The organism is Nocardia sp. NPDC004068, assembly GCF_042874315.1.
GTDB lineage: Bacteria > Actinomycetota > Actinomycetes > Mycobacteriales > Mycobacteriaceae > Nocardia.
The window spans coordinates 84,341-109,787 of the sequence record NZ_JBIAMW010000016.1 but is presented as its reverse complement, the minus strand read 5'-3'; the positions used below and the strand labels follow the sequence as shown (position 1 = coordinate 109,787).

26 protein-coding genes and 1 tRNA gene are annotated in these 25,447 nt (G+C 69.4%); 6 read left to right on the top strand and 21 right to left on the bottom strand.

Features of this window, described 5'->3' with window-relative positions:
* Positions 1 to 540: 540 nt before the first annotated feature.
* Positions 541 to 1,671: a tyrosine recombinase XerC gene (gene xerC / locus ACFYTQ_RS31625; protein ID WP_387369026.1), complete on the top strand. Its 1,131-nt coding sequence runs from the start codon at positions 541 to 543 to the stop codon at positions 1,669 to 1,671.
* Between the two features lie 25 nt (positions 1,672 to 1,696).
* Here the strand turns inward: xerC and ACFYTQ_RS31620 are convergent.
* Positions 1,697 to 1,769 (bottom strand) — tRNA-Asn (locus ACFYTQ_RS31620).
* Between the two features lie 77 nt (positions 1,770 to 1,846).
* The gene (locus ACFYTQ_RS31615; RefSeq protein WP_387368918.1) at positions 1,847 to 3,841 is read right to left on the bottom strand and encodes a CocE/NonD family hydrolase; all 1,995 of its coding nucleotides are present in this window, start codon (positions 3,839 to 3,841) and stop codon (positions 1,847 to 1,849) included.
* Between the two features lie 279 nt (positions 3,842 to 4,120).
* Here ACFYTQ_RS31615 and ACFYTQ_RS31610 point away from each other — a divergent pair, with 279 nt between their 5' ends.
* Positions 4,121 to 4,366: a hypothetical protein gene (locus ACFYTQ_RS31610; protein ID WP_387368916.1), complete on the top strand. Its 246-nt coding sequence runs from the start codon at positions 4,121 to 4,123 to the stop codon at positions 4,364 to 4,366.
* Here the strand turns inward: ACFYTQ_RS31610 and dnaG are convergent, their stop codons facing one another.
* From dnaG to ACFYTQ_RS31550, 12 genes are all read right to left on the bottom strand, one after another.
* Positions 4,367 to 6,307, bottom strand: coding sequence for a DNA primase (gene dnaG, locus ACFYTQ_RS31605; protein WP_387368914.1), 1,941 nt, complete (start codon positions 6,305 to 6,307; stop codon positions 4,367 to 4,369).
* A complete protein-coding gene (locus tag ACFYTQ_RS31600) occupies positions 6,288 to 7,562 on the bottom strand; it encodes a deoxyguanosinetriphosphate triphosphohydrolase (RefSeq protein ID WP_387368912.1) in 1,275 nt (424 codons plus the stop codon). The genes dnaG and ACFYTQ_RS31600 overlap by 20 nt, the downstream gene beginning before the upstream one ends.
* Complete coding sequence (locus tag ACFYTQ_RS31595) at positions 7,559 to 8,251, bottom strand: YdcF family protein (RefSeq protein WP_387368910.1); 693 nt, start codon at positions 8,249 to 8,251, stop codon at positions 7,559 to 7,561. The genes ACFYTQ_RS31600 and ACFYTQ_RS31595 overlap by 4 nt, the downstream gene beginning before the upstream one ends.
* 68 nt (positions 8,252 to 8,319) lie before the next feature.
* A complete protein-coding gene (locus ACFYTQ_RS31590) occupies positions 8,320 to 9,015 on the bottom strand; it encodes an MBL fold metallo-hydrolase (protein WP_387368908.1) in 696 nt (231 codons plus the stop codon).
* A 22-nt stretch (positions 9,016 to 9,037) separates the two neighbouring features.
* A complete protein-coding gene (locus ACFYTQ_RS31585) occupies positions 9,038 to 10,231 on the bottom strand; it encodes an alcohol dehydrogenase catalytic domain-containing protein (RefSeq protein WP_387368907.1) in 1,194 nt (397 codons plus the stop codon).
* Positions 10,232 to 10,329: 98 nt separating this feature from the next.
* On the bottom strand, positions 10,330 to 10,938 hold the full coding sequence (locus ACFYTQ_RS31580) for a response regulator (RefSeq protein WP_387368905.1): 609 nt from the start codon (positions 10,936 to 10,938) through the stop codon (positions 10,330 to 10,332).
* A gap of 374 nt (positions 10,939 to 11,312) precedes the next feature.
* Entirely contained in the window at positions 11,313 to 12,512 is a 1,200-nt protein-coding gene (locus tag ACFYTQ_RS31575; RefSeq protein WP_387368903.1) for a sensor histidine kinase, read from the bottom strand.
* Between the two features lie 14 nt (positions 12,513 to 12,526).
* Positions 12,527 to 13,276, bottom strand: a complete 750-nt coding sequence (locus tag ACFYTQ_RS31570; RefSeq protein WP_387368901.1) for an ABC transporter permease — start codon at positions 13,274 to 13,276, stop codon at positions 12,527 to 12,529.
* A 1-nt stretch (position 13,277) separates the two neighbouring features.
* A complete protein-coding gene (locus ACFYTQ_RS31565) occupies positions 13,278 to 14,171 on the bottom strand; it encodes an ABC transporter ATP-binding protein (RefSeq protein ID WP_387368899.1) in 894 nt (297 codons plus the stop codon).
* Positions 14,172 to 14,240: 69 nt separating this feature from the next.
* Positions 14,241 to 14,561 carry a hypothetical protein gene (locus ACFYTQ_RS31560; protein WP_387368897.1) on the bottom strand — a complete coding sequence of 107 codons (321 nt, stop codon included), beginning with the start codon at positions 14,559 to 14,561 and terminating at the stop codon, positions 14,241 to 14,243.
* A gap of 96 nt (positions 14,562 to 14,657) precedes the next feature.
* Entirely contained in the window at positions 14,658 to 15,578 is a 921-nt protein-coding gene (locus tag ACFYTQ_RS31555) for an NADP-dependent oxidoreductase (protein ID WP_387368895.1), read from the bottom strand.
* Positions 15,579 to 15,645: 67 nt separating this feature from the next.
* Positions 15,646 to 16,599 (bottom strand): MBL fold metallo-hydrolase, encoded by a 954-nt coding sequence (locus ACFYTQ_RS31550; protein WP_387368893.1) that lies wholly within the window; start codon positions 16,597 to 16,599, stop codon positions 15,646 to 15,648.
* A gap of 84 nt (positions 16,600 to 16,683) precedes the next feature.
* Between ACFYTQ_RS31550 and ACFYTQ_RS31545 the strand changes: the two genes are divergently transcribed.
* The gene (locus ACFYTQ_RS31545) at positions 16,684 to 17,634 is read left to right on the top strand and encodes a LysR family transcriptional regulator (protein ID WP_387368891.1); all 951 of its coding nucleotides are present in this window, start codon (positions 16,684 to 16,686) and stop codon (positions 17,632 to 17,634) included.
* A gap of 6 nt (positions 17,635 to 17,640) precedes the next feature.
* Here the strand turns inward: ACFYTQ_RS31545 and ACFYTQ_RS31540 are convergent, their stop codons facing one another.
* Entirely contained in the window at positions 17,641 to 18,543 is a 903-nt protein-coding gene (locus ACFYTQ_RS31540) for a serine hydrolase (RefSeq protein ID WP_387368889.1), read from the bottom strand.
* Positions 18,544 to 18,552: 9 nt separating this feature from the next.
* Positions 18,553 to 19,944 carry a glycine--tRNA ligase gene (locus ACFYTQ_RS31535; protein WP_387368887.1) on the bottom strand — a complete coding sequence of 464 codons (1,392 nt, stop codon included), beginning with the start codon at positions 19,942 to 19,944 and terminating at the stop codon, positions 18,553 to 18,555.
* A gap of 169 nt (positions 19,945 to 20,113) precedes the next feature.
* Here ACFYTQ_RS31535 and ACFYTQ_RS31530 point away from each other — a divergent pair, with 169 nt between their 5' ends.
* Together ACFYTQ_RS31530 and ACFYTQ_RS31525 are read left to right on the top strand one after the other, a co-directional pair.
* The gene (locus ACFYTQ_RS31530) at positions 20,114 to 20,509 is read left to right on the top strand and encodes an ArsR/SmtB family transcription factor (RefSeq protein ID WP_387368885.1); all 396 of its coding nucleotides are present in this window, start codon (positions 20,114 to 20,116) and stop codon (positions 20,507 to 20,509) included.
* Between the two features lie 3 nt (positions 20,510 to 20,512).
* On the top strand, positions 20,513 to 20,926 hold the full coding sequence (locus ACFYTQ_RS31525; protein WP_387368883.1) for a Fur family transcriptional regulator: 414 nt from the start codon (positions 20,513 to 20,515) through the stop codon (positions 20,924 to 20,926).
* A 115-nt stretch (positions 20,927 to 21,041) separates the two neighbouring features.
* Here ACFYTQ_RS31525 and ACFYTQ_RS31520 read toward each other — a convergent pair whose 3' ends face one another.
* Positions 21,042 to 21,656 carry a hypothetical protein gene (locus tag ACFYTQ_RS31520; RefSeq protein WP_387368881.1) on the bottom strand — a complete coding sequence of 205 codons (615 nt, stop codon included), beginning with the start codon at positions 21,654 to 21,656 and terminating at the stop codon, positions 21,042 to 21,044.
* Between the two features lie 605 nt (positions 21,657 to 22,261).
* Here ACFYTQ_RS31520 and ACFYTQ_RS31515 point away from each other — a divergent pair.
* Positions 22,262 to 22,861, top strand: a complete 600-nt coding sequence (locus ACFYTQ_RS31515; RefSeq protein ID WP_387368879.1) for a TetR/AcrR family transcriptional regulator — start codon at positions 22,262 to 22,264, stop codon at positions 22,859 to 22,861.
* Here ACFYTQ_RS31515 and ACFYTQ_RS31510 read toward each other — a convergent pair.
* From ACFYTQ_RS31510 to ACFYTQ_RS31495, 4 genes are all read right to left on the bottom strand, one after another.
* Positions 22,858 to 23,259, bottom strand: a complete 402-nt coding sequence (locus ACFYTQ_RS31510; RefSeq protein ID WP_387368877.1) for a hypothetical protein — start codon at positions 23,257 to 23,259, stop codon at positions 22,858 to 22,860. The two genes, ACFYTQ_RS31515 and ACFYTQ_RS31510, sit on opposite strands and share 4 nt — an antisense overlap.
* Positions 23,256 to 23,960, bottom strand: coding sequence for an isoprenyl transferase (locus ACFYTQ_RS31505; RefSeq protein ID WP_387369024.1), 705 nt, complete (start codon positions 23,958 to 23,960; stop codon positions 23,256 to 23,258). Before ACFYTQ_RS31505 ends, ACFYTQ_RS31510 begins: the two co-directional genes overlap by 4 nt.
* Before the next feature lie 256 nt (positions 23,961 to 24,216).
* Complete coding sequence (gene recO / locus ACFYTQ_RS31500; protein ID WP_387368875.1) at positions 24,217 to 24,981, bottom strand: DNA repair protein RecO; 765 nt, start codon at positions 24,979 to 24,981, stop codon at positions 24,217 to 24,219.
* Positions 24,982 to 25,023: 42 nt separating this feature from the next.
* Entirely contained in the window at positions 25,024 to 25,431 is a 408-nt protein-coding gene (locus ACFYTQ_RS31495) for a hypothetical protein (protein WP_387368873.1), read from the bottom strand.
* Between the last annotated feature and the right edge of the window lie 16 nt (positions 25,432 to 25,447).

Genomic DNA, 25,447 nt, shown 5'->3' with positions numbered 1-25,447 from the left:
CGGCGATGCAGTCGACAGCGGATTCCGCTTTACCGGTGTGGTTGAAGACGAACGAAGCGGCTCGGTTGGTCATTCGGTGTCATCCGGAGGTGCTGCGGCGGTGGAATCGGGAGGGTTCGGCACCGTTCCCGTTGCCCAAGCCGATCCGTCGTGGGCGTGAATACCTGTGGAAGACAGCGGATTTGTTCGAGGCGATGGAGTCGATGGGTTCCGGCGATGGCGCGGGGTTCGTCGGTGGCTAGAACCGGTCGGCCTCCTCGTGCGATGGGTGTTCCCGGTCGTGTTCGGCTGACGGAGCTTCGCCCTGGGCATTGGGAGGCGGATACGTGGGTGCGGGATCGGAGTGGTAAGCCGCGGCGCGTGACGCGTGTGTCTCCTGAGCGCTACGACAGCCGTGGTCGGCGCATTCCGGATCGGGATGGCAGTCGTGCGGAGACCGCGGTTCGGGCGGCGGCGGCTGAGCTGGCCCCGGACACGGAGACCGAAGTGACGAGAGCGACTACCGTGGCCCAGTTGTGGCCGTTGTACCGTGCTCACTTGGTGAAGAAGAGTCGCGCGGAGAACACGATTCGGCTGTACGACCGGTGGGCGGCGATGTTGATCGCTGAGTACGGATACCGCCGGATCGGTCCGGAGGAGTTCAAGACCAGTACCGCGGAATCTTTCCTGGAAATGGTCGCGGAGAATCATGGTCGCGGTTCGATGTTGAACGCGCGGTCGATGTTGTCGGGGATGTTCCGTTTCGCGGTCCGCAAGAACGCGCTGGATGTCAATCCGGTGCGGGAGGCGGAGATTCCGGAGAACGTGGCGCCGAAGGGGCGGACCGGGGGTGCTGGGGCCGTGGATATCGATGGCCTGTGCTTCATCCTGTCGTCGGTGTACTGGTCGACGGTGCCGTGTCCTCGAAAGCTGACCAAGGCGGAGCAGGAGCGAGGTGTCCGTTCCTACACTCCGCCCACGGTCGCGGATTATTGCGAGGATGCGGATTTGGCTGATCTGATCGCGATCATGGGCGCGGTGGGTCAGCGTCCTAGCCAGGTGCTCGGGCTTGCGTGGCCGTTCTACGATCGGAAGAACAAGACGATTCGTACGGTCGGCAAGGTGATTCGGGTGAAGGGCAAAGGGCTTGTGCGGGTGGTGAAGGACAATGATCCGAAGAATCCGCAGGGCACTATTGCGCTGCCCGAGTTCGCGGTGGAAATTCTCGATCGCCGGTGGGAACGGATGGAGCAGCGGAAGCGGGAGAATCCTCCGCCGTCCGATTACGATGTGGACCTGATCTTTCCGTCGTTCGAATGGACGTTGCGCGACCCGGTGAACGTGAATCACCAGTGGCAGCGGGTTCGGGAGGCGCTGGGGTTGCCCGACGACATCGTGCCGTATTCGTTCCGCAAGTTGATCGCGCTCGTTCTCGATGACGCCAAGCTGTCGGCGCGGGTGACCGCGGACGTGCTCCAGCACGCTGACCCTGCGATGACGCAACGGCGGTACATGGCGCGCGGGAAGGTGCACCACGAGGCCGCGGCGGTCGTGCATGATGCTGTCGTGGCGGGGATGGGTCGCACCGGTGAGCGAGGCAGGACCGGAAATGGTCGTGGTGCGACTTTGTGGAGACTTGCTGGAGGGCCGCAGGGGGCTGGTACAAATTCGGCCCCGGACCGAGCGGGTTGAATCGCTGGTCAGGGGCCATAAACTGCTCCCCCATCTGGACTCGAACCAGAAACCTGCCGATTAACAGTCGGCTGCTCTGCCAATTGAGCTATAGGGGACTGCCTGGCCCGTTCCGTACCGGGCGGGCCGAGGTGAAACTTTAGCGTATCGGGCGGGAGGGGCCCAAATCGGGGGTCTAGCTGGGGGAATGCAGGGGGATGGTGAGGGTGGTGGGGTGGGTGGGGTCGTGGAGGATGTCGAGGGTGGAGCCCAGGAGGGTGGGGATCGCGGGGAGGGGGGCGAGGGTGGAGGGGAAGTTGCCGGTGGTGAGGCGCAGGCGGAGGCGGTGGCCGGGGAGGAGGCGGTAGTAGGTGGGGCGGAGGCGGAGGTCGACCTCGATGATCTCGCCGGGCGGGAAGGGGGTCACCGCGGCCGAGGAGAGGGCGTGTTCCGGGGAGTAGACGGTGCCGTCGTCGGTGCGCCAGGTCTTGGCCTCGTCGAGGGTGCGCAGGGTGCCCAGTTGGGCGCCGCCGGTGATCTCGGCGGAGGTGCCGTCGGGGGCGACGTCGTCCAGGTGGGCTTGCAGGGCCGCCTCGGGCGCGCTGGAGCGGAGGTAGGCGTGCACGGCGCCGGGCCCGGCCACGAGGGTGTCCGCGGCCACGGGCTCGCCGACGTAGGCGATGCCGGACGCGGGGCCGACCTGTCCGGCGGCGCAGGGGTCGTTCACGTCGAACAGGTTCAACACCAGTTGCAGCACCCCGGCCGTCCACTGCTCGAAATTGTCTCTGTTGCAGACGTTCTCGACGGGCGAGTAGGTGAGCCGGTCCGGTCTGCCGGAGGGCGAACCGCCCAGCGTCCCGGGCCCCAGCGCGAGACTCGTCGGCCGCGCGAACCCGAACGGATAGGCGTCGGTGTTCGCCCCGGCCCCGGTCTGATCGAGCACATGCAATGTGCCCTCGGGCCGATCGATCCCGTTGTCGACGCCCTTGAGCCAGTGGTCGAACCACGCGATCGTCACCGGATCCGTATCGAGCCGCGCGTACGGGCCCGCCCCCATTCCGACGTGGTACCAGGGCCCCATCAACACCTGGAACCGCGGATCGGTCGGCGCCCCGGCCGTCATCGGCCCGTACTGCGGGCGTCCGGCGGCCAGGTTCTGCAACTGCGCGTAGTTCTGGAAGGCGCCGTCCTGGTACAGGTCCCAGATCCCGTCCACGAAGTACGTCGGAATGTCGTTGTCCACCAAGGCATGGAGGCCCGGCCCGAAGTCGCGGGCGGCCCACCACGAATCCTTGTGCGCGTACGTCCCGTTCCCGTACCCCTCCACGAGCTTCGCCAGCGGACTGTCCGGCGAGGCCAGCGCGGCCCGCAGGTGATCGAACAACGCCTGCACGGCCACCTGCGGTGTCAGCGGCAGATTCAACATCGGTCCCAGCACGCCCAGGAACTCGACGGCCGGAATGATCGCCGTCAACAGGATCGGGCTGAACATGCCGTCATGACTCGCGACGTGCTTGAACACGTCATTGGGCACCGTGAACATCATCATCGCCTTCAGCGGCGACCCGGGACGGCTGCGCTCCGCGGTCAACATCCCCGACACACCGGGGAACGAATACCCGAACATGCCGACGGCCCCGCTCGAACCGGGCAGCCGCGCGGCCCAGTCCACCAGCTCCACACCGTCCTGTCCGTCGCGCGGCGAGGCCGGATCCCACTCCCCCGTCGACGAACCCGTCCCCCGCACATCGGCGATCACCTCGATGTACCCGCGCCGCACCAACTCGTCCTGCGTGCTCATCCCTTGGTGCGCAATGCGATTCAGATCCGCCAGCTCGTCCGGCAGCCGCACCCCCAGACTGTCCAACGCGCCGCGCACCGCGCCGAGCACCGCCGCGGTGATGACACCGTTCAATCCCACATACGTCGTGTAGTCGACGATCACCGGGAACGGTCCCGCCGCGCGCTGCCCGGTCACGGGATCGGTGGGGTAGCGCACGGTCGCCGTGAGCCGCGTCCCGTCCGCGAGCGGCACGACCTGTCCCGGATCCACACCGATCCCGTACGCGGGCGCGGGCGGCGCGTATCCGGCCGGAATCCCCACGCCCGCGGGCGCGGTCGCCGGCGGACCGATCAGCGGGACCGCCACCGCCGCGGGCGTCGACAGCAACACGCCGATAGCGATCGCCACACCGGCGAGTCCTCGTCCGCGAATCACGTTGGCCTCCAGTCCCGTCGACACCCGAACGTGATTCAGCACACAGCACAGGACCCGGCGGCGTCCATCGCCAAACTCATGAATCCGGCCGACGGGTTTCGTGCACCGTGCCTATCTCCGGCGTCACCGCACCTGTCGGACCCCTCTGGCATCCTCGGAAACCCGGGGCGAACCCGGGGCCTGAATCGACAGCCCGCGCACGCGTCGGGCAGGATGTACGGCGCGGACAGCTACTGGGAGGAGCCCAAGAATATGCTGCGGTTGATCATCGGCGTCGCAGCCGGTTACGTGCTCGGAGCCAAGGCGGGTCGCGCCCGCTACGAGCAGATCAGCAAGACCACCCGCGCGATCACCAGCAGTCCCGTCACTCGCAAACTCGTCATGGTCGGTCGGCAGAAGCTGTCGGACCGGCTGAGCACGCAGCCGCGGCTCGAGCCGATGGAGCCGATCGACGAGCGCACCACGGTGCTGGTGCCGCAGGATCAGCTGCGCCGCTGATCAGGCGGGCGCGAAGTCGTCCGAGTTGCCCATGGCCTGCGCGAGCAGGCTCTTGCGGTACTGCTCGAGCGCGACCAGATCGCCGAACAGCGCCATGTAGGCGTCCGGCTCCTCGGTCGAGGACACCCGCTGCAACCTCGACTTCAGTTCCGCGATCTGGCGACCCACCCACGCCTCCTGGGTCCGGGCGAGCACACCGGAGACGAACCGGCGGATGTCGTCGAGCGATTTCACCGGCAACTGCTCCACGGCCAGCTCGGACACCAGCGCGCGCAGCGTGAGATCGTCGGTGTGATCGCTGACCCGCGAAACCCATTCCGCCCCACCCAATCCCGCGGCCGTCCCCCCGGCCTCGAGGATCGCCGAGCGCACCGCGACATAGGCGGGATGGGTGAACGCCTCCCGATCCAGCGAATCGAACACCGGCCCGGCCAGCGCCGGATACTGCAACGCGGCCGCGAGCGCCTGCCGCTGCGGCAGCAGCACCGGATCCTTCGGATTGGGCCGCGCGGCGACGTGCTCGGAAGCCTTGCCGTCCAACATGTCCGGCGCACCGGACCGCGCGGGCCGCGCCGGAGCGCCGTTGCGCGCCCGCCGCGCCTCCTCGCCGACCCGGCGCACCACCTGATGCTCGTCCGGCCAGCCCACCAGCGCCGCGAGCTTGAGCCCGTAGGCCTTGCGGTGCACCGGATCCTTGATCTGCGCCACCAGCGGCACCGCCTCGCGCAGCGCCTGCACCTGCTTGTCGGGGCCCATGTCCTTGCGCACCGGATCGTCGTAGTACTTCTCGACGATGCCGCGAATCGCGAACTCGTACAACGGAACCCGCCGCGCGACCAGATCCTTCAGCACGGTGTCGCCGGACCGCTGCCGCAGTTCGCACGGGTCCTGACCGTCCGGCGCGACCGCGATGTAGGTCTGCATGGCGATGCGCTGATCGCCGGAGAACGCCTTGAGCGCCGCGGCCTGCCCGGCCTCGTCGCCGTCGAAGGTGTAGATGATCTCCCCGCGCATCCACGTGTCGTCCATCAGCAACCGGCGCAGCACCGCCAGATGCTCGTCCCCGAAGGCCGTACCACAGGACGCCACAGCGGTTTTCACACCCGCCAGATGCATGGCCATCACATCGGTGTAGCCCTCGACCACCACCGCCTGATGGCTCTTGGCGATCTCGCGCTTGGCCAGATCCAGCCCGAACAGCACCTGAGACTTCTTGTACAGCACCGTTTCCGGCGTATTGATGTACTTGGCCGTCATCTGGTCGTCGTCGAACAACCGCCGCGCGCCGAAGCCGATGACATCGCCGCTGAGATTGCGGATCGGCCAGAGCAATCGGCGATGGAACCGGTCGATCGGCCCGTGTCTGCCCGGTTTGGACAGCCCCGCCGCCTCCAGCTCCTTGATGTCGAAACCGCGGCGCAGCAGATGCTTCGTGAGGCTGTCCCAGCCGCCGGGGGCGAAACCGCAGCCGAAGTGCCGGGCCGCGGCGGCGTCGAAGTTCCGCTCGGTCAGGTAGTTCCGGGCCGCGGCGGCCTCCGGCTCGGCGAGCTGGGCCACGTAGAACTCGTGCGCGGCGGCGTTCGCGGCGACCAGTCGCGAGCGGGTGCCGCGATCGCGCTGCACCGAGGTGCCGCCGCCCTCGTAATTGATCTTGTATCCGATGCGGTCGGCCAGCTGCTCGACCGCCTCCACGAAGCCGACGTGATCGATCTTCTGGAGGAACGCGAAGACGTCGCCGCTCTCGCCGCAGCCGAAGCAGTGGAAGTGGCTGTGGTTCGGGCGCACATGGAACGAGGGCGACTTCTCGTCGTGGAAGGGGCACAGGCCCTTCAGCGAGTCGGCCCCGGCGCGCTTGAGCGCCACGTACTCACCCACGACGTCCTCGATGCGTACGCGTTCACGAATTGCCGCGATATCGCGATCAGGGAGTCGTCCGGCCACGATCACCGAGTCTAGCCGCCACCCGCTCGAGGCGGCTCTCGGTGTAGGAGGCGATCTGGTCCACCACCACCCGCACCCGCGCGGTGTCGTCGCTCGCCTCCTCCCACCAGGGCAGCAGCACCGGGTCCAGCCCGTCCGGCGCGACGGCGAGCAGGTGCGCGGCGACCCGGTGGACGCGGTCGCGTTGATCGGCTTGGCGCTGGCGGTGTTCGGGATCGGACATGACGTAGCGCAGCGCGACGGTCTTGAGCACCGCGACCTCCGCGGCCACGATGCGCGGCACCTCGAGGTCGGCCCCGTAGCGGCACAGCCTGCGCCCGCCCCACGCCTGCCGGGTCGCCTCCACCGCCGCGGTGGCGAACCGGCCGACCAGATCGCTGGTGAGTCGCTTGAGCGCGACCGAGGCGCGCAGCGTGCCGTCGTATCCGGCGGCCGCGGCGATGACCGGCAGCCCGGACAGCCGTTCGGCCGCGGCGACGAGATCGTCGATGGTCAGGCCCGGATGCTGGGCGTGGCCGAGCGCCGCGAGCGCGGACTGTTCGGCGGGATCGGCCAAGGCGCGCAGGTCGATTCGGCCCGCGATGACGCCGTCCTCGACGTCGTGCACCGAGTAGGCGACGTCGTCGGACCAGTCCATCACCTGCGATTCCAGGCACTGCCGCCGATCCGGCGCGCCCTTGCGCACCCAGCCCAGCCGCTCGAGATCCACCTCGTACGCGCCGAATTTGGTCGCGGATTCGGTTCGGCCCCACGGGTATTTGACGCACGCGTCGAGCGCCGCGCGGGTGAGGTTGAGCCCGAAGCTCTCGCCCGTCGCGTCGAACACCTTGGGTTCGAGCCGGGTGAGGATGCGCAGGTTCTGGGCGTTGCCCTCGAATCCGCCGTGCGCGTCGGCGAACTCGTCCAGCGCGCGTTCGCCGTTGTGGCCGTAGGGCGGATGTCCGATGTCGTGGGCGAGCCCGGCCAGATCCACCAGATCCGGGTCGCAGCCCAGCCCCTCGGCGATGCTGCGGCCGATCTGGGCGACCTCGAGCGAGTGGGTGAGCCGGGTGCGCGGGGTGTCGCCCTCGCGCGGACCCATGACCTGCGTCTTGTCGGCCAGCCGGCGCAGCGCGGCCGAATGCAGCACGCGGGCGCGGTCGCGGGCGTAGTCGCTGCGCCGGGCGGGACAGGGCGACCAGCTCAGGCCCGCGGTGTCGGAGGTCTCCGGCACCATGCGTTCGCGGTCCTGGTCGATGTAGTCGTCCAAAGTCATTGCTCCGCGGTGTATTTGAAGTCGGCGGAGACGTGGGTGATCTGATACCACAGCAGCGCACCGGTTTCGCGCGCGATGCCGTGCGCCTGCGATTCGCGGGTGTAGACCGCGGGGCCGGTGCGGGTGGGCGCGGTCCACGCCTGTAATCCCGCGTCCCGCGCCATGGTTCGGGTGCGCAGCGAATGCCAGGGGTCGCTGACCAGCACGGCAGAGGACAGGTCGCGGGCGCGCATGGCGTCGGCAACGGCCTCGATGCTCTGCAAGGTGTCCGATCCGGTCTCCACCGCGAGGAGGTGGTCGGCGGGCACGCCGCGATCGCGCAGGTAGTTCCGCCCCGAGGCGGCCTCGGTGTAGTTGTCGCCGACCTGTTTGCCGCCGACCGTGATGACCAGCGGCGCAACGCCTTTGGTGTACAGGTGGTACGCCTGCGCGAGCCGGGCCTCGAACACCGACGAGGGTGTGCCGTCGTACTGCGCCGCGCCGAGTACCACGATCGCGTCGGCGTGCGAGTAGTCGTTGATCCGCGCCACCTGCCACACCCGAAAGGCGGTGCCGCCCACCACCACGACGCCGAACAGGAGGGTTCCGGCGATCAACCGGCGAATCCAGCGCAGCACCGGCGAGCCCGGCCGGGGTGAGCCGGATGCGGCGCTGCGGACAGGCACGGGTCGGGTCGGAGCGGACGACATGACCCGAGTCTGCCAGGATTCGGTCACGCCGGGATTGCGGTGATCCGGGCGCGATCCGCGACCGGTGGTCACCAACCGCGCTGCCGCCACTCGGCCAGGTGCGGGCGTTCGGCGCCGAGGGTGGTGTCGTCGCCGTGGCCGGGATAGACGGCGGTGTCGTCGCCGAAGCGGTCGAACAGTTTGCCCGTCACGTCGGTGTAGAGCGAGTCGAAATCCGCCGGCGAGGTGGTGCGGCCCACACCGCCGGGGAACAGGGAATCGCCGGTGAACAGGTGCACCCGGCCGTCGCCGTCGGTGAGGGCCAACGCCACCGAACCCGGGGTGTGCCCGCGCAGGTGGATGACCTCGAGGTCGAGTTCGCCGATGCGCACCGAATCCCCTTCGGCCAGAACGCGTTCCGGCCGGACCGGCAGCGGTTCGGCGTCGAGGCCGTGCGCGGCGGTGGGCACGGCGGTCTCGGCGGCGACCTTCTCCAGACCCTGCCAGTGGTCGAAATGCTGGTGGGTGGTGAGGATCAGGCGCAGCCGGTCCGGCGTCTCCTGCCGGATCAACTCGAGGATGCGGTCCGGTTCGTTGGCCGCGTCGATCAGCAACGCGTCGCCGGACGCGGTGTCCTGCACGAGGTAGACGTTGTTGTCCATCGGGCCGACCGACATCTTCACGATGCGCGCGCCGGGCACGTCCCGCTGCTGCGGGTTCTCGCCCGGTGCGACGTGGCCGGTGTAGGGACGATCGATCGTGATCACGGTCTCGATGGTAGTCATGCGCACCGACACCGTCCGGGGGTCAGGTGGCCAGGGCGGGATCCAGCACGATCTTCACCGCGCCGTCGGCCTTGCGCTGGAACATGGCGTACGCCTCGGGCGCGGCGGCCATCGGGAGCCGGTGGGTGGCGAAGTCGTCCACACCGAGCGGATCGTCGTCGTCGAGCAGCGGCAGGATGTCGTCGATCCAGCGTTTGACGTTGGCCTGGCCCATGCGCAGTTGGATCTGCTTGTCGAACAGCACCTTCATCGGCATCGGATCGACCATGCCGCCGTAGACGCCCGACAGCGAGATGGTGCCGCCGCGGCGCACGATGTCGATCGCGCTGTGCAGCGCGGCCAGCCGGTCCACGCCCGCGGTGTCGATCACCTTGCGCGCCACCGCGTCCGGCAGCAGCGACGCCGACAGCTGCGCCGCCGAGGCGATCGGGGAGCCGTGCGCCTCCATCCCGACCGCGTCGATCACCGAATCGGTGCCGCGCCCGTCGGTCATCTCCCGGATGATGTCGCCGACGGGGGCGTCGACGGCCGACAGGTCCACGATCTCCACGCCGCGCGCGGCGGCGCGGGCCAGCCGTTCGGGCACCAGGTCGACGCCGATGACGCGGTATCCCCGGTGCCGCGCGACCCGGGCCGCCATATCGCCGATCGGGCCGAGGCCGAGCACGGTCACCGAGCCGCCGTCCGGGATCGCGGCGTATTCCACGGCCTGCCACGCGGTCGGCAGCACGTCGGACAGGAACAGGTAGCGGGTGTCCTGCGGGCCGTGCGGCACCTTGACATGGGTGAAGTCCGCGTGCGGCACCCGCAGGTATTCCGCCTGCCCGCCCGGCACCTGGCCGTAGAGTTTGGAGTAGCCGAAAAGCGCCGCGCCCGAACCGTATTCGCGGACCTGGGTGGTCTCGCACTGACTGGGCAGCCCGGTGCCGCACATGTAGCAGTGGCCGCAGCTGATGTTGAACGGCACCACGACGCGGTCCCCCGGGGCGAGATCGGTCACACCCGGCCCCGTCTCCTCGACGATCCCGATCGGCTCGTGACCCAGAATGTCGCCCTCACTCATGAAGGCCCCCAACACCTCGTACAGATGCAGATCGGACCCGCAGATGGCAGACGAGGTCACCTTGATGATCGCATCCGTAGCCTCCTCGATCTTAGGATCGGGAACCTCGTCGACCGACACCTTCCGCCGCCCCTGCCACGTCACTGCCCGCATACGCACTCCTCATCCGTGGGTTGTCCCTGCGCACTACCCGGGGGGCGGAGGGGAAAACAAGCGAGGGCCGGTGCGGGGTTCGGTGCGGATGCGGGGCGCTACAGCCAGCCCAGGCGTTCGGCGGTGCGGACGGCCTCGGCTCGGGTGCGGGTGCCGGTTTTGCCGATGGCGGCGGAGAGGTGGTTGCGGACGGTGCCCTCGGAGAGGTGGAGGCGGGCGGCTATGGCGGCGGCGGTGGAGCCGTCGGCGGCGGCGGCGAGGACCTCGCGTTCGCGGGCGGTCAGGGGGGAGGTGCCGGAGGTGAGGGTTTCGGTGGCCAGTGCGGGGTCGACCACACGCAGGCCCATGTGGACGCGGCGGACGGCGTCGGCCAATTCCCTTGCGGGCGTGTCCTTCACGAGGAAACCGTCGGCCCCGGCATCGATGGCGCGCCGCAGGTAGCCCGGGCGCCCGAAGGTGGTCACCATGAGAATCCGCACACCCGGATGCGCCGCGTGCAACTGCCCCGCGACCGCGATCCCGTCCATCCCCGGCATCTCCACATCCAGCAGCACGACATCGGGCCCGGTCCGCTCCACCGCGGCGAGCACCTCGTCCCCCCGCCCCACCTCGCCCACCACCTCGAGATCGGACTCCAGCCCGAGCAACGCGGCCAGCGCCCCACGCACCAGCGCCTGATCATCGGCGAGCAACAGCTTGATCGTCATCGCCCACAGACGATAGCGGCGTGCCCGGCAGTCGCGCTCAGGGCTCACGAGTCCCCGCGCATAGCTCACAACTCCCGGCGCGCGCCTCATGCTCACAACTGACGGCTCGCGGCTCTCCGGACTGGCGGCTCAGGACTTACGGCTCGCGGTTAAGGACCCAGGGCTCGCGGGTCAGGGCTCACGGGTCAACGTCTCCGCTCCCCGCCGCCCGCTCACCGCTCACCGCTTGGGCCTTGGGGCTTGTGGCTTGGGGCTTGGGCCTTGGGGCTTCGGGCTTCGGGCTTCGGGCTTCGGGCTTCGGGCTTCGGGCTTCGGGCTTCGGGGTGGAATTTAGGGCTCGGGGCTTAGGGCTCACCGCTTAAGGGCTTAAGGGCTCAAGGGGCGAGGGTTGCACGCAAGCGCACACCTCCTCCGGGCGGCGTGGTGATTTCGAGGCTGCCGCCCGCGGCGCGGACGCGTTCGCGGAGGCCCGCGAGGCCGTTGCCGGAGGGGGTGGTGTCGGGCAGGCCCACGCCGTCGTCGGTGATCTCGATCGTGGTGGGGGTGACACGGACGGTGCAGTGGTGGGCCTGGCTGTGGCGGACGATATTGGTGACGGCCTCGCGCAGGACCCAGCCGAACAGGATGCTCTGGCGCGGCGGCACGTCGACCGAGTCCGGGAGGTCGGCGTCGATTCCGCTGGCGTGCAACGCCGTTCGCGCGGTGGCGAGTTCGGCCGCCAGCGACATCTCGCGCAGACCGCCGACGGTTTCGCGGACCCCGGCGAGGGCTTCGCGGGCGAGGCGTTCGACCTCGGCGATCTCGGCCTTGGCGCGGGCGGGGTCGAGGTCGACCAGGCGCCCGGCCAGTTCGGTTTTCACGGTGATGACGGTGAGCGAGTGGCCGAGGATGTCGTGGACGTCGCGCGCGACGCGATTGCGTTCCTCGACGATGGCCAGCTCACCCTGCTGACGACGGGCCAGCTCGCGTAACCGCTTGCCGCGCTGGCCGATCTCGCGCCCGAACCAGATGCCCACGGGCACCAGGCACACCAGCAGCAGGCCGCCGCCGATGTGCAGGCCCGGCACGGTCACGGCCAGCAGCACGGTCGCCGTCACCACGATCAGCACCACGTAGCCGGACTGCCGGCTGGGCAGCACGATGATGGCCACCGCGGCGACGTACATGGTGGTGGGAAAGGCGGTGGGCCCCAACGTGGTCAGCAACGCGATGCTCAGCACCGACATCGCCGCCAGCAGCAGCCACAATCGGTGGTCCACCGGATCGGGTTCGGCCAGCACGTCGTCGTCGGCGCGACGGAACAGCGCGAACGTGATCACGATGAGCGCCAGCAGCGCGATCGCGGCCGCGGCGGCCACACCGCCGCGAACCCGATGCCCGGCGCCGAGGTGACCGCTGATCGGCCCGATGAGGTACACCAGCCACGCCACCGCCAGGAACGCCCCCCACCCCGCCCGCCGCCAGCGGCTCGGCCGGACCGGGTCGGCGGCGGCCCGATCCAGCAGCCGCGAGACGACATCGAGGACATGGACGCGTTCCAGCCCGCGGGGGTCGAGGGATGATCGGCCGGTCACGAGCGGACGCTACCTCAGCGCGCCGTGTCGCGGCGGAACAGGTACGCGGCTCCCCCGCCGAACACGGCTGTCCACACCACGACATTGACCAGCGCGATCCCGATCGACCCGAGACTCTCCTCCCCCATCGGCAGCCGCGCGAGCGTGGCGATGCCATTGGTGGGGAAGATCCGCGACACCGTCTCGAACCAGCCACTGGGCGGCACGAACAACCCGCCGCCGAAGCCCAGCGCCGCCAGGGCCAACCCGAGCAACTGCATGACATTCTCCGCGGGCAGCAGATAGCCGAGGAACAAGCCGAAGGCCGCGAACACGAGCGAACCCACCCAGGACAGCACGAAACAACTCACCCACGCCACCGGCGTCAGCCGCGCCCCGAAGATCGCGCCGAGCGTGAAAACCGCTGTCACGGACAGCAATCCGAGCACCATCGCGACCATGACCTTGATGGCCACATAGGTGACCGGCCGCAGCGGGGTCAACCGCAACTGCCGGTTCCAGCCGTGCCCGCGCTCCACCGCGACGATCGCCCCGCCCGACGCGGTGGCGAACATCGCGCCGTAGACGGCCATCGAGATCATCAGATACGCGGTGAGATTGCCCGACCCGTACGCCTCGCCGCGATACGAGGAGTTGGTGCCCACGGCGACGAACACCACCGCGGGCATGATCAGGGCGAAGATGCCGGTGCGCTTGTTGCGCAACATCCGGCGCAGCTCCAGGCCGAGGAATTCGGTGCTGAAGCCGCCGAGCGCGGTGTGCATATCAGTGTCCTCCGGTCAGGGTGAGGAAGGCGTCCTCGAGATTGCGGCCGGTGACCTCCAGGTCGACGGCCGCGGTGGCGTGCAGCAGATAACGGGCGACGGCGTCGGAGTCCTTGGTGTGCACCAGGATTCGGTCACCCCTCGTTTCGACCGAATCCACCCCGGGCAGCGCGAGCAGCCGTTCGCGGTCCGCGTCCGGCAGGGTGGCGCTCACCACGCGGCCGGAGGCGAGGTTCTTGATCTCGGCGGCGCTGCCGTCCGCCACCACGGTTCCGTTGCGCACCAATACGATTCGGTCGGCGTAGGCGTCGGCCTCGTCGAGGTAGTGGGTGGCGAACAGCACGGTGCGGCCCGCCCGCGCGTCGGCGCGGATGGCGTTCCAGAAGTCGCGGCGGCCCTCGACGTCCATGCCGGTGGTCGGCTCGTCGAGCACGAGCAGATCCGGATTGGGCAGCAGGGCCAGCGCGAACCGCAGCCGTTGCTGTTGTCCCCCGGAGCATTTGCCGACCATGCGCTCGGCGATGTCGTCGATTCCCGCGCGCAGCAACACCTCTCGCGCCGGGCGGGGGTTCGCGTGCAGGCAGGCCACCAGCCGCACCGTCTCGGCGACGGTCAGGTCGGGCAGCAGCCCACCCGATTGCAGGACGGCCGAGACCCGGCCCGCGGCGATCGCGCGGTCCGGCGGTCCGCCGAACAGCGCGACGTGTCCGGAGTCGGGCTTCAGCAGGCCCAGCAGCATGTCGAGGGTCGTGGATTTGCCCGCGCCGTTGGGGCCGAGGAAGGCGACGACCTCGCCCGGCGCCACGGTCAGGTCGAGGCCGTCCACCGCCCGCACGATTCCGGCCGGGGTGCGGAACGCCTTGGTGAGCCCCCGGATCTCGATGGCTGATGTCATGCCTACGACTCTCGCGCGTCGCGACCGGCCACGCCTCGCTCGAGCGTCACGATGCGACCATGACAACTGTCACGGTCGCGCCTCCCACCTACCCCCTACCAGTTGCCCCCGAGAGGCATTGCGGCGCAACCGCGCCCGGCCCACCCGCCGACGCACCGGCGGAATCGCCAGCAACGGCACCACCAGCGCGGCCAGCAGATTCAGCACGGCCGTAGCGATCTCGGCCAGGACATTGACGACCACGACCAGCAGGCACGCCACCGCGGGCTGCGCGAACAGCGCGGCCGACGCCCACGCTCCCGTCTGCGCGGCCGCGATCGCGGCGGCCCCGGTGAGCATCATGCCCGCCAGCGCCGCCAGCGCGACCCAGAAGTCGAGGAGCCGACGCACCACCACTCCCTCGACGTGCCAACATCTTTCGCGGACACCCTACCGCCCGGAAGGAACGCTCATCCATTTCCGGGATGTGAACGTTCGTCCCACAACTCAGGGCCGCAGCACGATCTTGCCGTGGGTGTGGTCGCGTTCGAGTTCGCGGTACGCCGCGCGCACCTCGGTGAGCGGGTAGGTCGCCGCGATGGGGATCTCGAGGGTGCCCGCGGCGGCCAGGTCGGCCAGTTCGGCGAGCACGTCGATGGTGTCGGCGGCGGCGTTGCCCTCGGATTTCACGCCGTACTTCTCGACGGCGGGGAAGTCGATGATGGTGTTGATGCGGTCCGGTTTCACCCCCAGTTCCAGGGCGAGTTCCACGTAGCCGGAACCGTAGGTGTCGATGAAGGCGTCGATGCCGTCGGGGGCGGCGGTGCGCAGGCGTTCGGCCAGGCCCTCGCCGTAGGCGATCGGGGTGACGCCGTGGGCGCGCAACCAGTCGTGCTTGGCGGGTCCGGCGATGCCGAGCACGGTGACGTCGCGGGCCCGAAGCAGTTGCACCACAATCGATCCCACGCCACCGGACGCGCCGGACACCGCGATGGTCTCCCCCGCCTCGGGGCTCACCGCGCGCACTGCGGCGAAGGCGGTGGTGCCCGCGACGAACAGCGCGCCCGCGATGTCCCAGGACAGGTCGGCGGGTTTGGGGGTGACCTGCTCGGCGGGCACCACGACGTGGGTGGCGTGGCTGGCTCGGTTGTTGGTGAAGCCGAGCACCTCGTCACCGACGGCGATACCGCTCACCCCGTCGCCGAGCGCGGCCACCCGGCCCGCGAAATCGGTGCCCTGGCCGGAGGGGAAGGTCGCGGGCCAGCGGTCGTGCAGCAGGCCCGCGCGGATCTTCGACTCGCCCGGATTGATCCCGGCGGCGACCACGGCCACCAGCACCTCCCCCGGGCCGGGCGCCGGATCGGGCACCTCGACCACGTTCAGCACATCGACGTCACCGTACTCATCGAACCGGACCGCCTGGGCCATACCGCACCTCTTCCGTTCGGGACTCTTTGTCGGTGGCGAACGACCGCGACGACACGGATATTTCCGGTCAGGGGGTGAGAGTCTCCAGATGATCCAACACGACGAAGCGGCTGCCGGGACTCGCCGCGGTCACGGCCCGGCGCAACGGTTCCAGGCCGCCGGCGTCGCGGGCGGGTTCGCTCAGCGGGAGATCGAAATCGTCCCAATGCGTCGGCACCACATAGCGCGGATTCCCGAGCGCGCGCAGCAGGCGGGGCACGTAGTCGCGGATCAGGGTGCCGCCCGCGGGCAGCAACAGCACGTCCGGCCGCAGCCCGGCGAGTTCGGACTCGATGTAGTTGGCGCCGCCGAAGTTCAGCACGCCGACCGCGCCCATGGTGACGTGATAGGCGAGCGTGCCGCCCTCGACCAGGTCGCTGATCACCTGGGGCCGTGGCCAATTCGTCGCGCCGAGGCCGGGTCTCGTTCCGGGATAGGCGATCTGGGCGCGCGGGCCGGTCATGGAGTGCAGGGAACGCAGCACGCGGACGCGGTAGCCGTCGAAGGCGAGGTCCTCGCCGCCGGTCGCCAGGGCGAGTTGTTTCTCGGGTGCGCCGAGGGAGGCCATCAGGTTCAGGTGGGTCTCGGTGCCGAGCACGGTGGCGCCGGTGCGCTGCGCGATGTAGGGCACGTCGGTGAGGTGGTCGTAGTGGCCGTGGGTGACCAGGATGTGGTCCGCGCGCAGGCGGCCGGAGTCGACATAGGAGTCGATGAGGGCGGTGTCGACCGAGATCGGGGTTCGCGGGTCGGCGCCCGCCGGGGTGTAGGTGCCGGTGCGGAAGCGGGTGAGCCACGGGTCGATCAGCACGGTCTTCGTGCCGTCGGTGATCTCCCACCCGTTGTTGCCCCACCAGCGCACGGTCACCGGGGAACCGGCCGCCGCGGCCGGGGTCGTCGCACTCGGGCCGTGGCGCTCGACCGCGCATCCGGCGGCCAGCACCGCCGCCGCGCCGAGCAACCCTCGTCTGCTCACACTGCTCATGCGGGGCACGACATCACAGCCGCCGGGCCGCTGTCCAAGATCAACCGCTCGATCTTCCGATATCGGAACCGATATCGTCGCAGCGTGGACCCCCTGCGCAAGCTCCGCTACTTCGTCGCCGTCGCCGAGGAATCGCATTTCGGCCGGGCCGCGGAACGTCTCGGCATCGCCCAGCCGCCGCTGAGCCAGCGCATCCGCGAGTTGGAGCGGGATCTGGACGCGCGGCTGTTCGACCGCGGCCGCACGGTCACCCTCACCGAGGCCGGACAGATCCTGCTCGCCGAATCCCGCGATCTGCTCGCCCGTTGGGATCGGACGGTCGCCCTGGTGGGCCGCGCGCATCGCGGCGAGACGGACGCGCTGCGCGTCGGGGTGCCACCGGATCTGGCCGGACGGACGCTGGCCGAGCTGCTGACGGCCTTCGAGCGGGCGCGTCCGGAGGTGCGGCTGGATCTGCAGGAGTTGACGACCACCGAACAACTGGCCCTGCTCGCCGAGCGGCAACTCGACGCCGGACTGCTCGAGCATCCGGTCGATGTGACGGGTCTGCGGCTGGGCCCGGCGATCGACACCCCGCTGGGTGTGGTGCTCCGCCGCGAATCACCGCTCGCCTCGAAAACCGAACTGGCCCTGGGCGATCTGGCCGGGCACGGCCTGGTCATGCCGCCCCGCGCCGCCGCTCCCGGACCCTACGACGCGATTCTGCGCATCTGCTGGGAACAGGGCTTCCGGCCCGGCCGGGTGGTGCACGCCCGGAATCCGGAATTCGTTCTGGGACTGGTTCTCTCGGGCCACGGCGTCGCGTTCGAACAGGGGACGGTGGCGCGCAAGGAGGCCCGGGTGGTGTGGCGTCCGCTGCGTGACGAACCCGTGCGTCGCCGCCTGTCCCTCGCCTGGCCTACGGCCGCGCCGCATCCTGCCGCATCGGGTTTCGCGGAGTTGATCGTGGAAGTCCTTGGCGCGGACGGGGTTTCGCGGCCGGTCCCGACGGGAGACGACGTGCGGCCGTGGCAGGTGCTGGTCGAGCGGCGGTGATGCTCGTCAGTGGGCGGTGATCCCCGATCGACAGGGGTGGTCGAGCGATTCGACGGCGGCACGGGCGACGGCGCCGATCGCGCGATCCACGCGCGGCAGGCGATGGGCGAGATCGGTGGTTCGGGTGAAAATGGCTGCGGCGTACCGAGTTCCGTCCGGATACTCCACAACGGCTATCTCGTTGCGCACGCCCGGTAGCGTTCCGGTCTTGCCCCGCACGGCGATCTCGTCGTCGAAGGCGGAGCCGATGCGATGGTGGTTGAGCTGGGCCGACATCAACTCGAGCAGCCACGCGCAGGCGTCCGGCGGGGCGGCCTCGTGGCGGGCGACGAGTTCCAGCAGCCGGGTCATGTCGCGGGGAGTGCTCGCGGAGGTGCGGCGGGGGTCGAGGATGCGCAGCCCGAGGATCTCCTCGGCGGGCATCTCCCGATAGCGGCGGGCGAATTCGGCCGCGTCGGCGACGCCCATGTCCTCGGCCATGGACGCGAGCAGATCCCGCAGCGCGCCGACGATTCTCGTGCGCGACAGCCCCAGCTCGTTCGTCAGGGCGCGCACATTGTCCAGGCCCACGCGGTCGAACAGCAGGTCGGCGGCGGTGTTGTCGCTGACGGTCAGGGCGAGCCAGGCGGCGTCGCGCAGGCTGTATTCCACGTCGTCGCGACAGCCCGAGGTGCCGGGGCCGCCGAGCCGGTCCGCGGCGCTCGCGCGCACCCGGTCGGCGGGGTCCAGCTGCCCGGCCGCGATCTGCCGGGCCAGCTCGAGCACCAGCGGCACCTTGACCACCGACGACAGGACCACGAGTTCGTCCGCGCGCCAACCGGTTTCGGCTCCGCACTCGATACAGCGGACGTGCGACCAGCCCCGCACGCCCGCTCGCGCGAAGATCTCCTCGGGCTCGGTTCGACCCACCGCCGCCCGCTACGCCCCCAGCAGCCGCTGGGCCAGGTATCCCTCCACCTGATCCAGCGAAATCCGTTCCTGCGTCATCGAATCGCGCTCGCGGACCGTGACGGCCTGATCCTCGAGGGTGTCGAAATCGACGGTGACACAGAACGGTGTGCCGATCTCGTCCTGCCGGCGGTAGCGGCGGCCGATCGCGCCCGCGTCGTCGAAGTCGACGTTCCAGTTCCTGCGCAGCCGGGTCGCGAGGTCCTTGGCCTTGGGCGAGAGATCGGCGTTGCGCGACAGCGGCAGGACCGCGGCCTTCACCGGGGCCAGGCGGCGGTCCAGGCGCAGCACGGTGCGTTTCTCCATGACACCCTTGGCATTCGGGGCCTCGTCCTCGGTGTAGGCGTCGATGAGGAACGCCATGAGCGAACGGGTCAGGCCCGCCGCGGGCTCGATGACATAGGGGGTGTAGCGCTCGCCGGTGTTCTGGTCGAAGTAGTTCAGCTCGGTGCCCGAATGCTCGGAGTGCGTCTTGAGGTCGAAGTCGGTGCGGTTCGCGACGCCCTCGAGCTCACCCCATTCGCTGCCCTGGAAGTGGAAGCGGTACTCGATGTCGACCGTGCGGGTCGAGTAGTGCGACAGCTTCTCCTTCGGGTGCTCGTAGAGCCGCAGGTTCTCCGGATCGATGCCGAGGTCGGTGTACCAGGCCAGCCGGGTGTCGATCCAGTACTGATGCCACTGCTCGTCCTCGCCGGGCTTGACGAAGAACTCCATCTCCATCTGCTCGAACTCGCGGGTGCGGAAGATGAAGTTGCCCGGGGTGATCTCGTTGCGGAAGCTCTTGCCGATCTGGGCGATACCGAACGGCGGCTTCTTGCGCGCGGTGGTCATCACATTGGCGAAGTTGACGAAGATGCCCTGCGCGGTCTCCGGGCGCAGATAGTGCAGGCCCTCCTCGGACTCGATCGGGCCGAGGTAGGTCTTGAGCATCATGTTGAAATCGCGCGGCTCGGTCCACTTGCCGACCGTGCCGCAGTCGGGGCACGCGATGACCTCCATCGAGACCGAATCCGGGTCGTCGATCTTGTTCTTCTCGGCGTAGTTCTCCTGGAGGTGGTCCTGCCGGTGCCGCTTGTGGCAGTTGAGGCATTCCACGAGCGGGTCGTTGAAGACGCTCACGTGGCCCGAGGCGACCCACACCTGCCGGGGCAGGATGATCGCGGAGTCCAGGCCCACCACGTCGTCGCGGCTGATGACCATGGCACGCCACCACTGCTTCTTGATGTTCTCCTTGAGCTCCACGCCGAGCGGCCCGTAGTCCCACGCCGAGCGGGTACCTCCGTAGATCTCACCGCTGGGGTACACCAGGCCGCGACGCTTGGCGAGGTTGGCGACGGTGTCGATCTTCGACTTGGGTGCCACTGCTGAAGCTCTCCCTCTGGATGATGGGTGGTGGGCGATTCGAACCAGCCTATCGAGGGGCGCACGGGGGCGTCGAAGCAGTATCGGTTCGACACACCGGGGGTCAAGATTGACATGCGCACCTGTGCATACCAATAATGGCATCGGTTTCCAATAAGGAGTTGGTTCGATGACCACCGACAGCGGTGCCCCCCTTCGTCGCAGTCGCGTCGCCGTGGAGGCGCCCACCCCGATTCCGCACGACCCGTACCCGTACCGCGCGCCGAGCGCACCCGCGGTTCCGCCGCGCGCGATTCTGGACAACGCGGGCGAGCTGTTGCGCGCGTTGGCCGCGCCCGTGCGGATCGCCATCGTGTTGCAGCTGCGCGAGTCGCCGCGCTGTGTGCACGAATTGGTCGATACGCTGGGCGTGACCCAGCCGCTGGTCAGCCAGCATCTGCGCATCCTCAAGTCGGCGGGCGTGGTGCGTGGCGAGCGAACCGGCCGCGAGGTGATCTACGAGCTGGTCGACGACCACTTGGCGCGCATCGTCGTCGACGCCGTCGCACACGCCGAGGAAGGGTGATCCGTGCCGGACAAGACGGGCACAACCGAAAAGACGGTCGGTATTCGCAGTACCCGCCAGCGCAGCGCGATCGCCGCGCTGCTCGGCGACATCGATGAGTTCCGTTCCGCCCAGGAACTCCACGACGAACTCCGCCGCCGCGGCGAGGGCATCGGCCTCACCACGGTCTACCGCACGCTCCAATCCCTCGCCGAGGCGGGCAAGGTCGACGTCCTCCGCACCGACACCGGCGAATCGGTCTACCGCCAATGCTCCAAGGGCCATCACCACCACCTCGTCTGCCGCCACTGCGGCAGCACGGTCGAGGTGGAAGGCCCCACCGTCGAAGCCTGGGCCGAATCCATCGCCGCCCAACACGGTTTCACCCAGATCAGCCACACCCTGGAGGTCTTCGGCATCTGCCACCGCTGCACCTGACCCCAGGCACGGCAACCCAGCCGCACCCTTTATTCGAATCCGCACCCCTTGTAGAGCCCTGCAAGGGGTGCGGATTCGTATAAAGGGTGCGGATTGGGTTGCCGTGCTTGGGGATTCAGGCGGGGGTGGGGGCTGGTTGGGGGCGGAGGGCGGCGAGGGTGATGAGGATGAGGGCGGCGGCGGACCAGGTGAGCAGGACCGTCAGGGGGGTGGTGAGGGCGTGGGAGTCGAAGAAGGCGACCGAGCGGAGGAGGGTGGCGGCGGCGCCCGGGGGGAGGTATTGGCCGAGGGAGCCCCAGAAGGTGGGGAGGAGTTCGGGGGCGGAGGTGGCGGCGGAGAAGGGGTTGCCGATCAGGAGGAGGAGCAGGGCGGCGATGCCTATGCCGGGTCGGCCCACGACCGCCGCCAACCCGACCACCGACCCAGCGACGGCGAAGGAGACCAGGGCGGCTACGGCGGCGAGAGTGAGGTAGGAGCCGGGGAGGATATCGAGCCAACCCTGCACGACGGACATGCTCAACAGACCCGCGGCCACGGCGAAGGTGAACAGACCCGCCACCCGCGCGGCGAGGATGGGGATGAGCAGACTCAGGAGAGCACCCGCGGCGATACCCGCCATCACCAGGGGCAGGACCATGGCCCCGAAGGCCGCGCCGCGGGGGTCGTGGGAGTCGGCGGGGACGATGTCCTCGATGAGGGCGCTCGGGGCACCGGAAGCAGCAGGGGCCACGGGGACACCAGGACCAGCCGGAGCACTAGGACCAGCGGGGGCACCAGGACCAGCGGAGGCACCAGGGGCACCAGGGTCAGCGGGGGCACCAGGGGCACCGGAAGCCACGGGGGCGCTAGAACCGGCAGGGGCACCGGGACCACCAGGGGCACTCACCAACTGTTGCCCCATCTGCGTAAGCAACTGCGCCACAACAGGACTCGCCGCCGAAGCGACCAGAAGGCGAGGCTGGCCGCCCCCGGTGACGATCGCGCCGTAAGCGTCGCGGTGTTCCAGGGCCGAGCGGGCGGCGGGCTCGTCGGGGACCGTGGTGATGGCGAAGGCGGCGGGGTCGTGTTGGGTGAGTTTGTCCGCGACCGAGGCGGCCTGGGGGCCGGTCACGACGAGGGGGAGGTCGCGGGGCTTCAGGTTGGCGGCGGGCCAGGCGAAGGCGATCAGCATGACGGCTTGCAGGACGGCCGCGGCCAGGCCCACGGCGATCGCGCGTGACATGGCATTCATGAGGGGCTCCCCAGAAAATCGGAGGTTCGTTCTCTTTGAGCTCCAACCGTGGCACCAGCCGTCGAGGCTTGTCAAGAACGAACATTCGTTTTATTTTGGAGACCATGCCCCGAGTCAGCGCGGAACACCTCGAGCGCCGCCGCCGCCAGATCCTGGACGCCGCGCAGGAATGCTTCGCCCGCAAGGGTTTTCACGCCACCTCGATGCAGGACGTCTTCGCCGAGTCCGGCCTGTCGGCGGGGGCGGTCTACCGCTACTTCAAGAGCAAGGACGATCTGATCGCCGCCCTCGCCGCCGACGCCATGGTGCTCATCGGCGGTGTCCTGGCCGAACTCGTCCAGCGCGACCCGCTGCCCACCCCGAGCGCCGTCATCGGCGCCCTGACCAGCGAGATCGTGCGCATCGGCGAATCCAGCGGCCGGGTGCGCCTGGCCCCGCAGGCGTGGGCGCTCGCGGCCATCGATCCCGAGGGGCACCCGTACGTCGGCGCGGCCATCGGCATGTTCCGCGAGCGCTGGCGCGAGTACGCCGACCGGATGCGCGCGGCCGGGTGGCTGGCCCCCGACGCCGACACCGACGCCGTGGCCAAGACCCTGCTCGGCATCATGCCCGGCTTCCTGCTCCAGCACGTGCTGCTCGGCGACACCGATCCCGAGGCCATGGCACGCGGGATGGAACTCCTGTTTGACTTTCGAAAACCCTAGGGCAGCAACCCTTTTCGCGCCCGTCCCGCACCCGACAGCACCAGCAGCAGCATGGTCGTCAACGCCGCGTCCGACAGTCCGGCGGCCGGGAAGGTGTAGCGCAGGATCACATCGGCCAGCTTGTCGTGCCCGATCACGGTGAGCGAACCGAACTGCAACGCGTTGTTCCGATCGGCCACCCGCTTGTGCAACTGTGGTTTGAGCGGCCGGTCCCAGGCCAGCACGCAGGTCAGCGTGAGCACATCGAGGCCCTCGGCGAGGGTGACCCCGCGCAACGAGCACAGCGCGCCCTCGAATTCGAAGCCCAGCCCGCCGTCCTCGACCCGCACCGCGATATCGCATCCGGTCAGGCACGCACCGGCGCGGGCCTGCAACTCCTCGGCCGTGGTCGGGCTCATTTCACCCCGCCGAAACGCCGGTCGCGCTTGGCGTACTCCACGCACGCCTCCCACAGATTGCGCCGGTCGAAATCGGGGAAAAGCGTGTGCTGATAGACGAATTCGGCGTAGGCCGACTGCCAGATGAGGAAGTTGGAGCTGCGCAACTCGCCGGAGGGACGCAGGAACAGGTCGACGTCCGGCATATCGGGTTCGTCGAGGTAGCGGGCGAAGGTCTCCTCGGTGATCTTCTCCGGATTCAGCTCCCCCGCCGCGGCGAGGCGCGCGATTTCCCGTGCGGCGTCGGCGATCTCGGCCCGGCCGCCGTAGTTGACGCACATGGTGAGGGTCATCACCGTGTTGTCCTTGGTGAGCTCCTCGGCGATCTCGAGTTCCTTGATCACGCTGCGCCACAACCGCGGTCGCCGCCCGGCCCAGCGGACCCGCACCCCCATCTCGTGCATCTCGTCGCGGCGGCGGCGGATGACGTCGCGGTTGAAGCCCATGAGGAAGCGCACCTCGTCGGGGCTGCGCCGCCAGTTCTCGGTCGAAAAGGCGTACGCCGACAGCCATTTCACCCCGATCTCGATGCATCCCTCCACGGTGTCCATGAGCACCGCCTCGCCGCGCTCGTGCCCCGCGGTGCGCGGCAGCCCCCGCTCCTGCGCCCAGCGCCCGTTGCCGTCCATGACGAGCGCGACGTGCCTGGGCACGAACTCCATCGGCAGCGCGGGCGGCCGCGCCCCGGACGGATGCGGCGACGGCGGACGAACGGTGCGGCCCTGAGCGGTCGAGGTGCGATTACCGATCACGCCCCCAATCCTGCATCACGCGCCGGAGCCCGCGCCCTCGACCCGGAATTCTCGCCCCCTCCGCCCGGGTTCCGGTCCGGCGACTCCGCTTCCGCTCACCCCACCTCGGCCCGAAGCGGAACTCACCCACCTCGGCCCGAAGCGCGACGCCACGCCGACGCGCGACTCACCCCACCCGCGTATCCGCGTCCTCGTGCGGCCGGGTCCGCTCGATCAACGGCAGCGTCCGCAACTGCCGCTCGAGATGCCACTGCAAATGCGCCGCGGTGAGCCCGCTGGCCTGCCGCCGCACCCCCTCCGGCACCGCGTCCAGCCCCGACCAGTCCCCCCGATTCAGCGCGCTCATCAGATCGAGCACCCCCACCGCGGGCGTGGCCGACCCCGGCGGGCGGCAGTGCACGCACACCGCTCCCCCGGCCGCGACGTGGAAGGCGCGATGCGGACCGGGGGTGGCACAGCGCGCGCACTCGTCCAGCGCCGGGGCCCAGCCCGCGAAACCCATGGCGCGCAACAGGAACGCGTCCAGGATCAGCTCGTGCGGACGCTGGTGGGCGGCGATGGCGCGCAACGCCCCCGCGGTGAGCGTGTGCAGCCGGGGCGCGGGCGCCCGTTCCTCACCGGCGAGGCGTTCGGCGGTCTCGAGGACCGCGCAGGCGGTGGTGTAGCGGCCGTAGTCGGCGACGATGTCGGCGGCGAACGCCTCGACCGTGTGCACCTGGGTGACGGTGTCCAGATTGCGGCCGGGATAGAGCTGGATGTCGACGTAGGCGAACGGCTCGAGCCGGGCCCCGAACCGCGAACGGGTGCGCCGCACGCCCTTGGCGACCGCGCGGACCAGGCCGTGCTGGCGGGTCAGCAGCGTGACGATGCGATCGGCCTCGCCGAGCTTGTGCTGGCGCAGCACGATCGCATGGTCACGGTAAAGACGCACGGACCCATCCTCGCATGCCCGCCCCGCGCGGCGGCCGGAACACTACCGCACGCGATTCTCGCTGTAGAGCTGCTCGATGCGCGGCGCGTGAATCGTGCGCAGCAGCAGCGTGGTCCAGCCGGTGCGGGTGCGATCGATGCCGAAGTTGTCGGCCTCAACGAGCATCCGCTCGGGACCCTGGAGTTCCATCGTCACCGCCGGATGTCCGAGCGGGACGTCCACGAGCGCCTCGCGATTGCCCCACACGATCAGTCGGCGCTTGCTCATCGCCACCGTGCCCGCCGCGATATCGGTCCAGCTCGAGGACGCGTAGTGCAGCGCGGTGCGATAACTGCGCCGGGCCACCGAGCCGCTGATGGGACCGAAGACGATGATGCCGTCCGACTCCAGCGCCGAACGCAATTGCAACGGTAGCTCTTTCGATCCGAACGCCCGGGACATCCACTTCACGCGAATGGATGGTAGG

Excerpts from the sequence above, each read along its gene's own strand:
- ACFYTQ_RS31610 (WP_387368916.1), top strand. The coding sequence starts at position 4,121 with ATGCTGCGGTTGATCATCGGCGTCGCAGCCGGTTACGTGCTCGGAGCC.
- ACFYTQ_RS31600 (WP_387368912.1), bottom strand. The coding sequence starts at position 7,562 with ATGACTTTGGACGACTACATCGACCAGGACCGCGAACGCATGGTGCCG.
- ACFYTQ_RS31595 (WP_387368910.1), bottom strand. The coding sequence starts at position 8,251 with ATGTCGTCCGCTCCGACCCGACCCGTGCCTGTCCGCAGCGCCGCATCC.
- ACFYTQ_RS31590 (WP_387368908.1), bottom strand. The coding sequence starts at position 9,015 with ATGACTACCATCGAGACCGTGATCACGATCGATCGTCCCTACACCGGC.
- ACFYTQ_RS31585 (WP_387368907.1), bottom strand. The coding sequence starts at position 10,231 with ATGCGGGCAGTGACGTGGCAGGGGCGGCGGAAGGTGTCGGTCGACGAG.
- ACFYTQ_RS31580 (WP_387368905.1), bottom strand. The coding sequence starts at position 10,938 with ATGACGATCAAGCTGTTGCTCGCCGATGATCAGGCGCTGGTGCGTGGG.
- ACFYTQ_RS31570 (WP_387368901.1), bottom strand. The coding sequence starts at position 13,276 with ATGCACACCGCGCTCGGCGGCTTCAGCACCGAATTCCTCGGCCTGGAG.
- ACFYTQ_RS31565 (WP_387368899.1), bottom strand. The coding sequence starts at position 14,171 with ATGACATCAGCCATCGAGATCCGGGGGCTCACCAAGGCGTTCCGCACC.
- ACFYTQ_RS31555 (WP_387368895.1), bottom strand. The coding sequence starts at position 15,578 with ATGGCCCAGGCGGTCCGGTTCGATGAGTACGGTGACGTCGATGTGCTG.
- ACFYTQ_RS31550 (WP_387368893.1), bottom strand. The coding sequence starts at position 16,599 with ATGAGCAGTGTGAGCAGACGAGGGTTGCTCGGCGCGGCGGCGGTGCTG.
- ACFYTQ_RS31530 (WP_387368885.1), top strand. The coding sequence starts at position 20,114 with ATGACCACCGACAGCGGTGCCCCCCTTCGTCGCAGTCGCGTCGCCGTG.
- ACFYTQ_RS31515 (WP_387368879.1), top strand. The coding sequence starts at position 22,262 with ATGCCCCGAGTCAGCGCGGAACACCTCGAGCGCCGCCGCCGCCAGATC.
- ACFYTQ_RS31510 (WP_387368877.1), bottom strand. The coding sequence starts at position 23,259 with ATGAGCCCGACCACGGCCGAGGAGTTGCAGGCCCGCGCCGGTGCGTGC.
- ACFYTQ_RS31505 (WP_387369024.1), bottom strand. The coding sequence starts at position 23,960 with ATGGAGTTCGTGCCCAGGCACGTCGCGCTCGTCATGGACGGCAACGGG.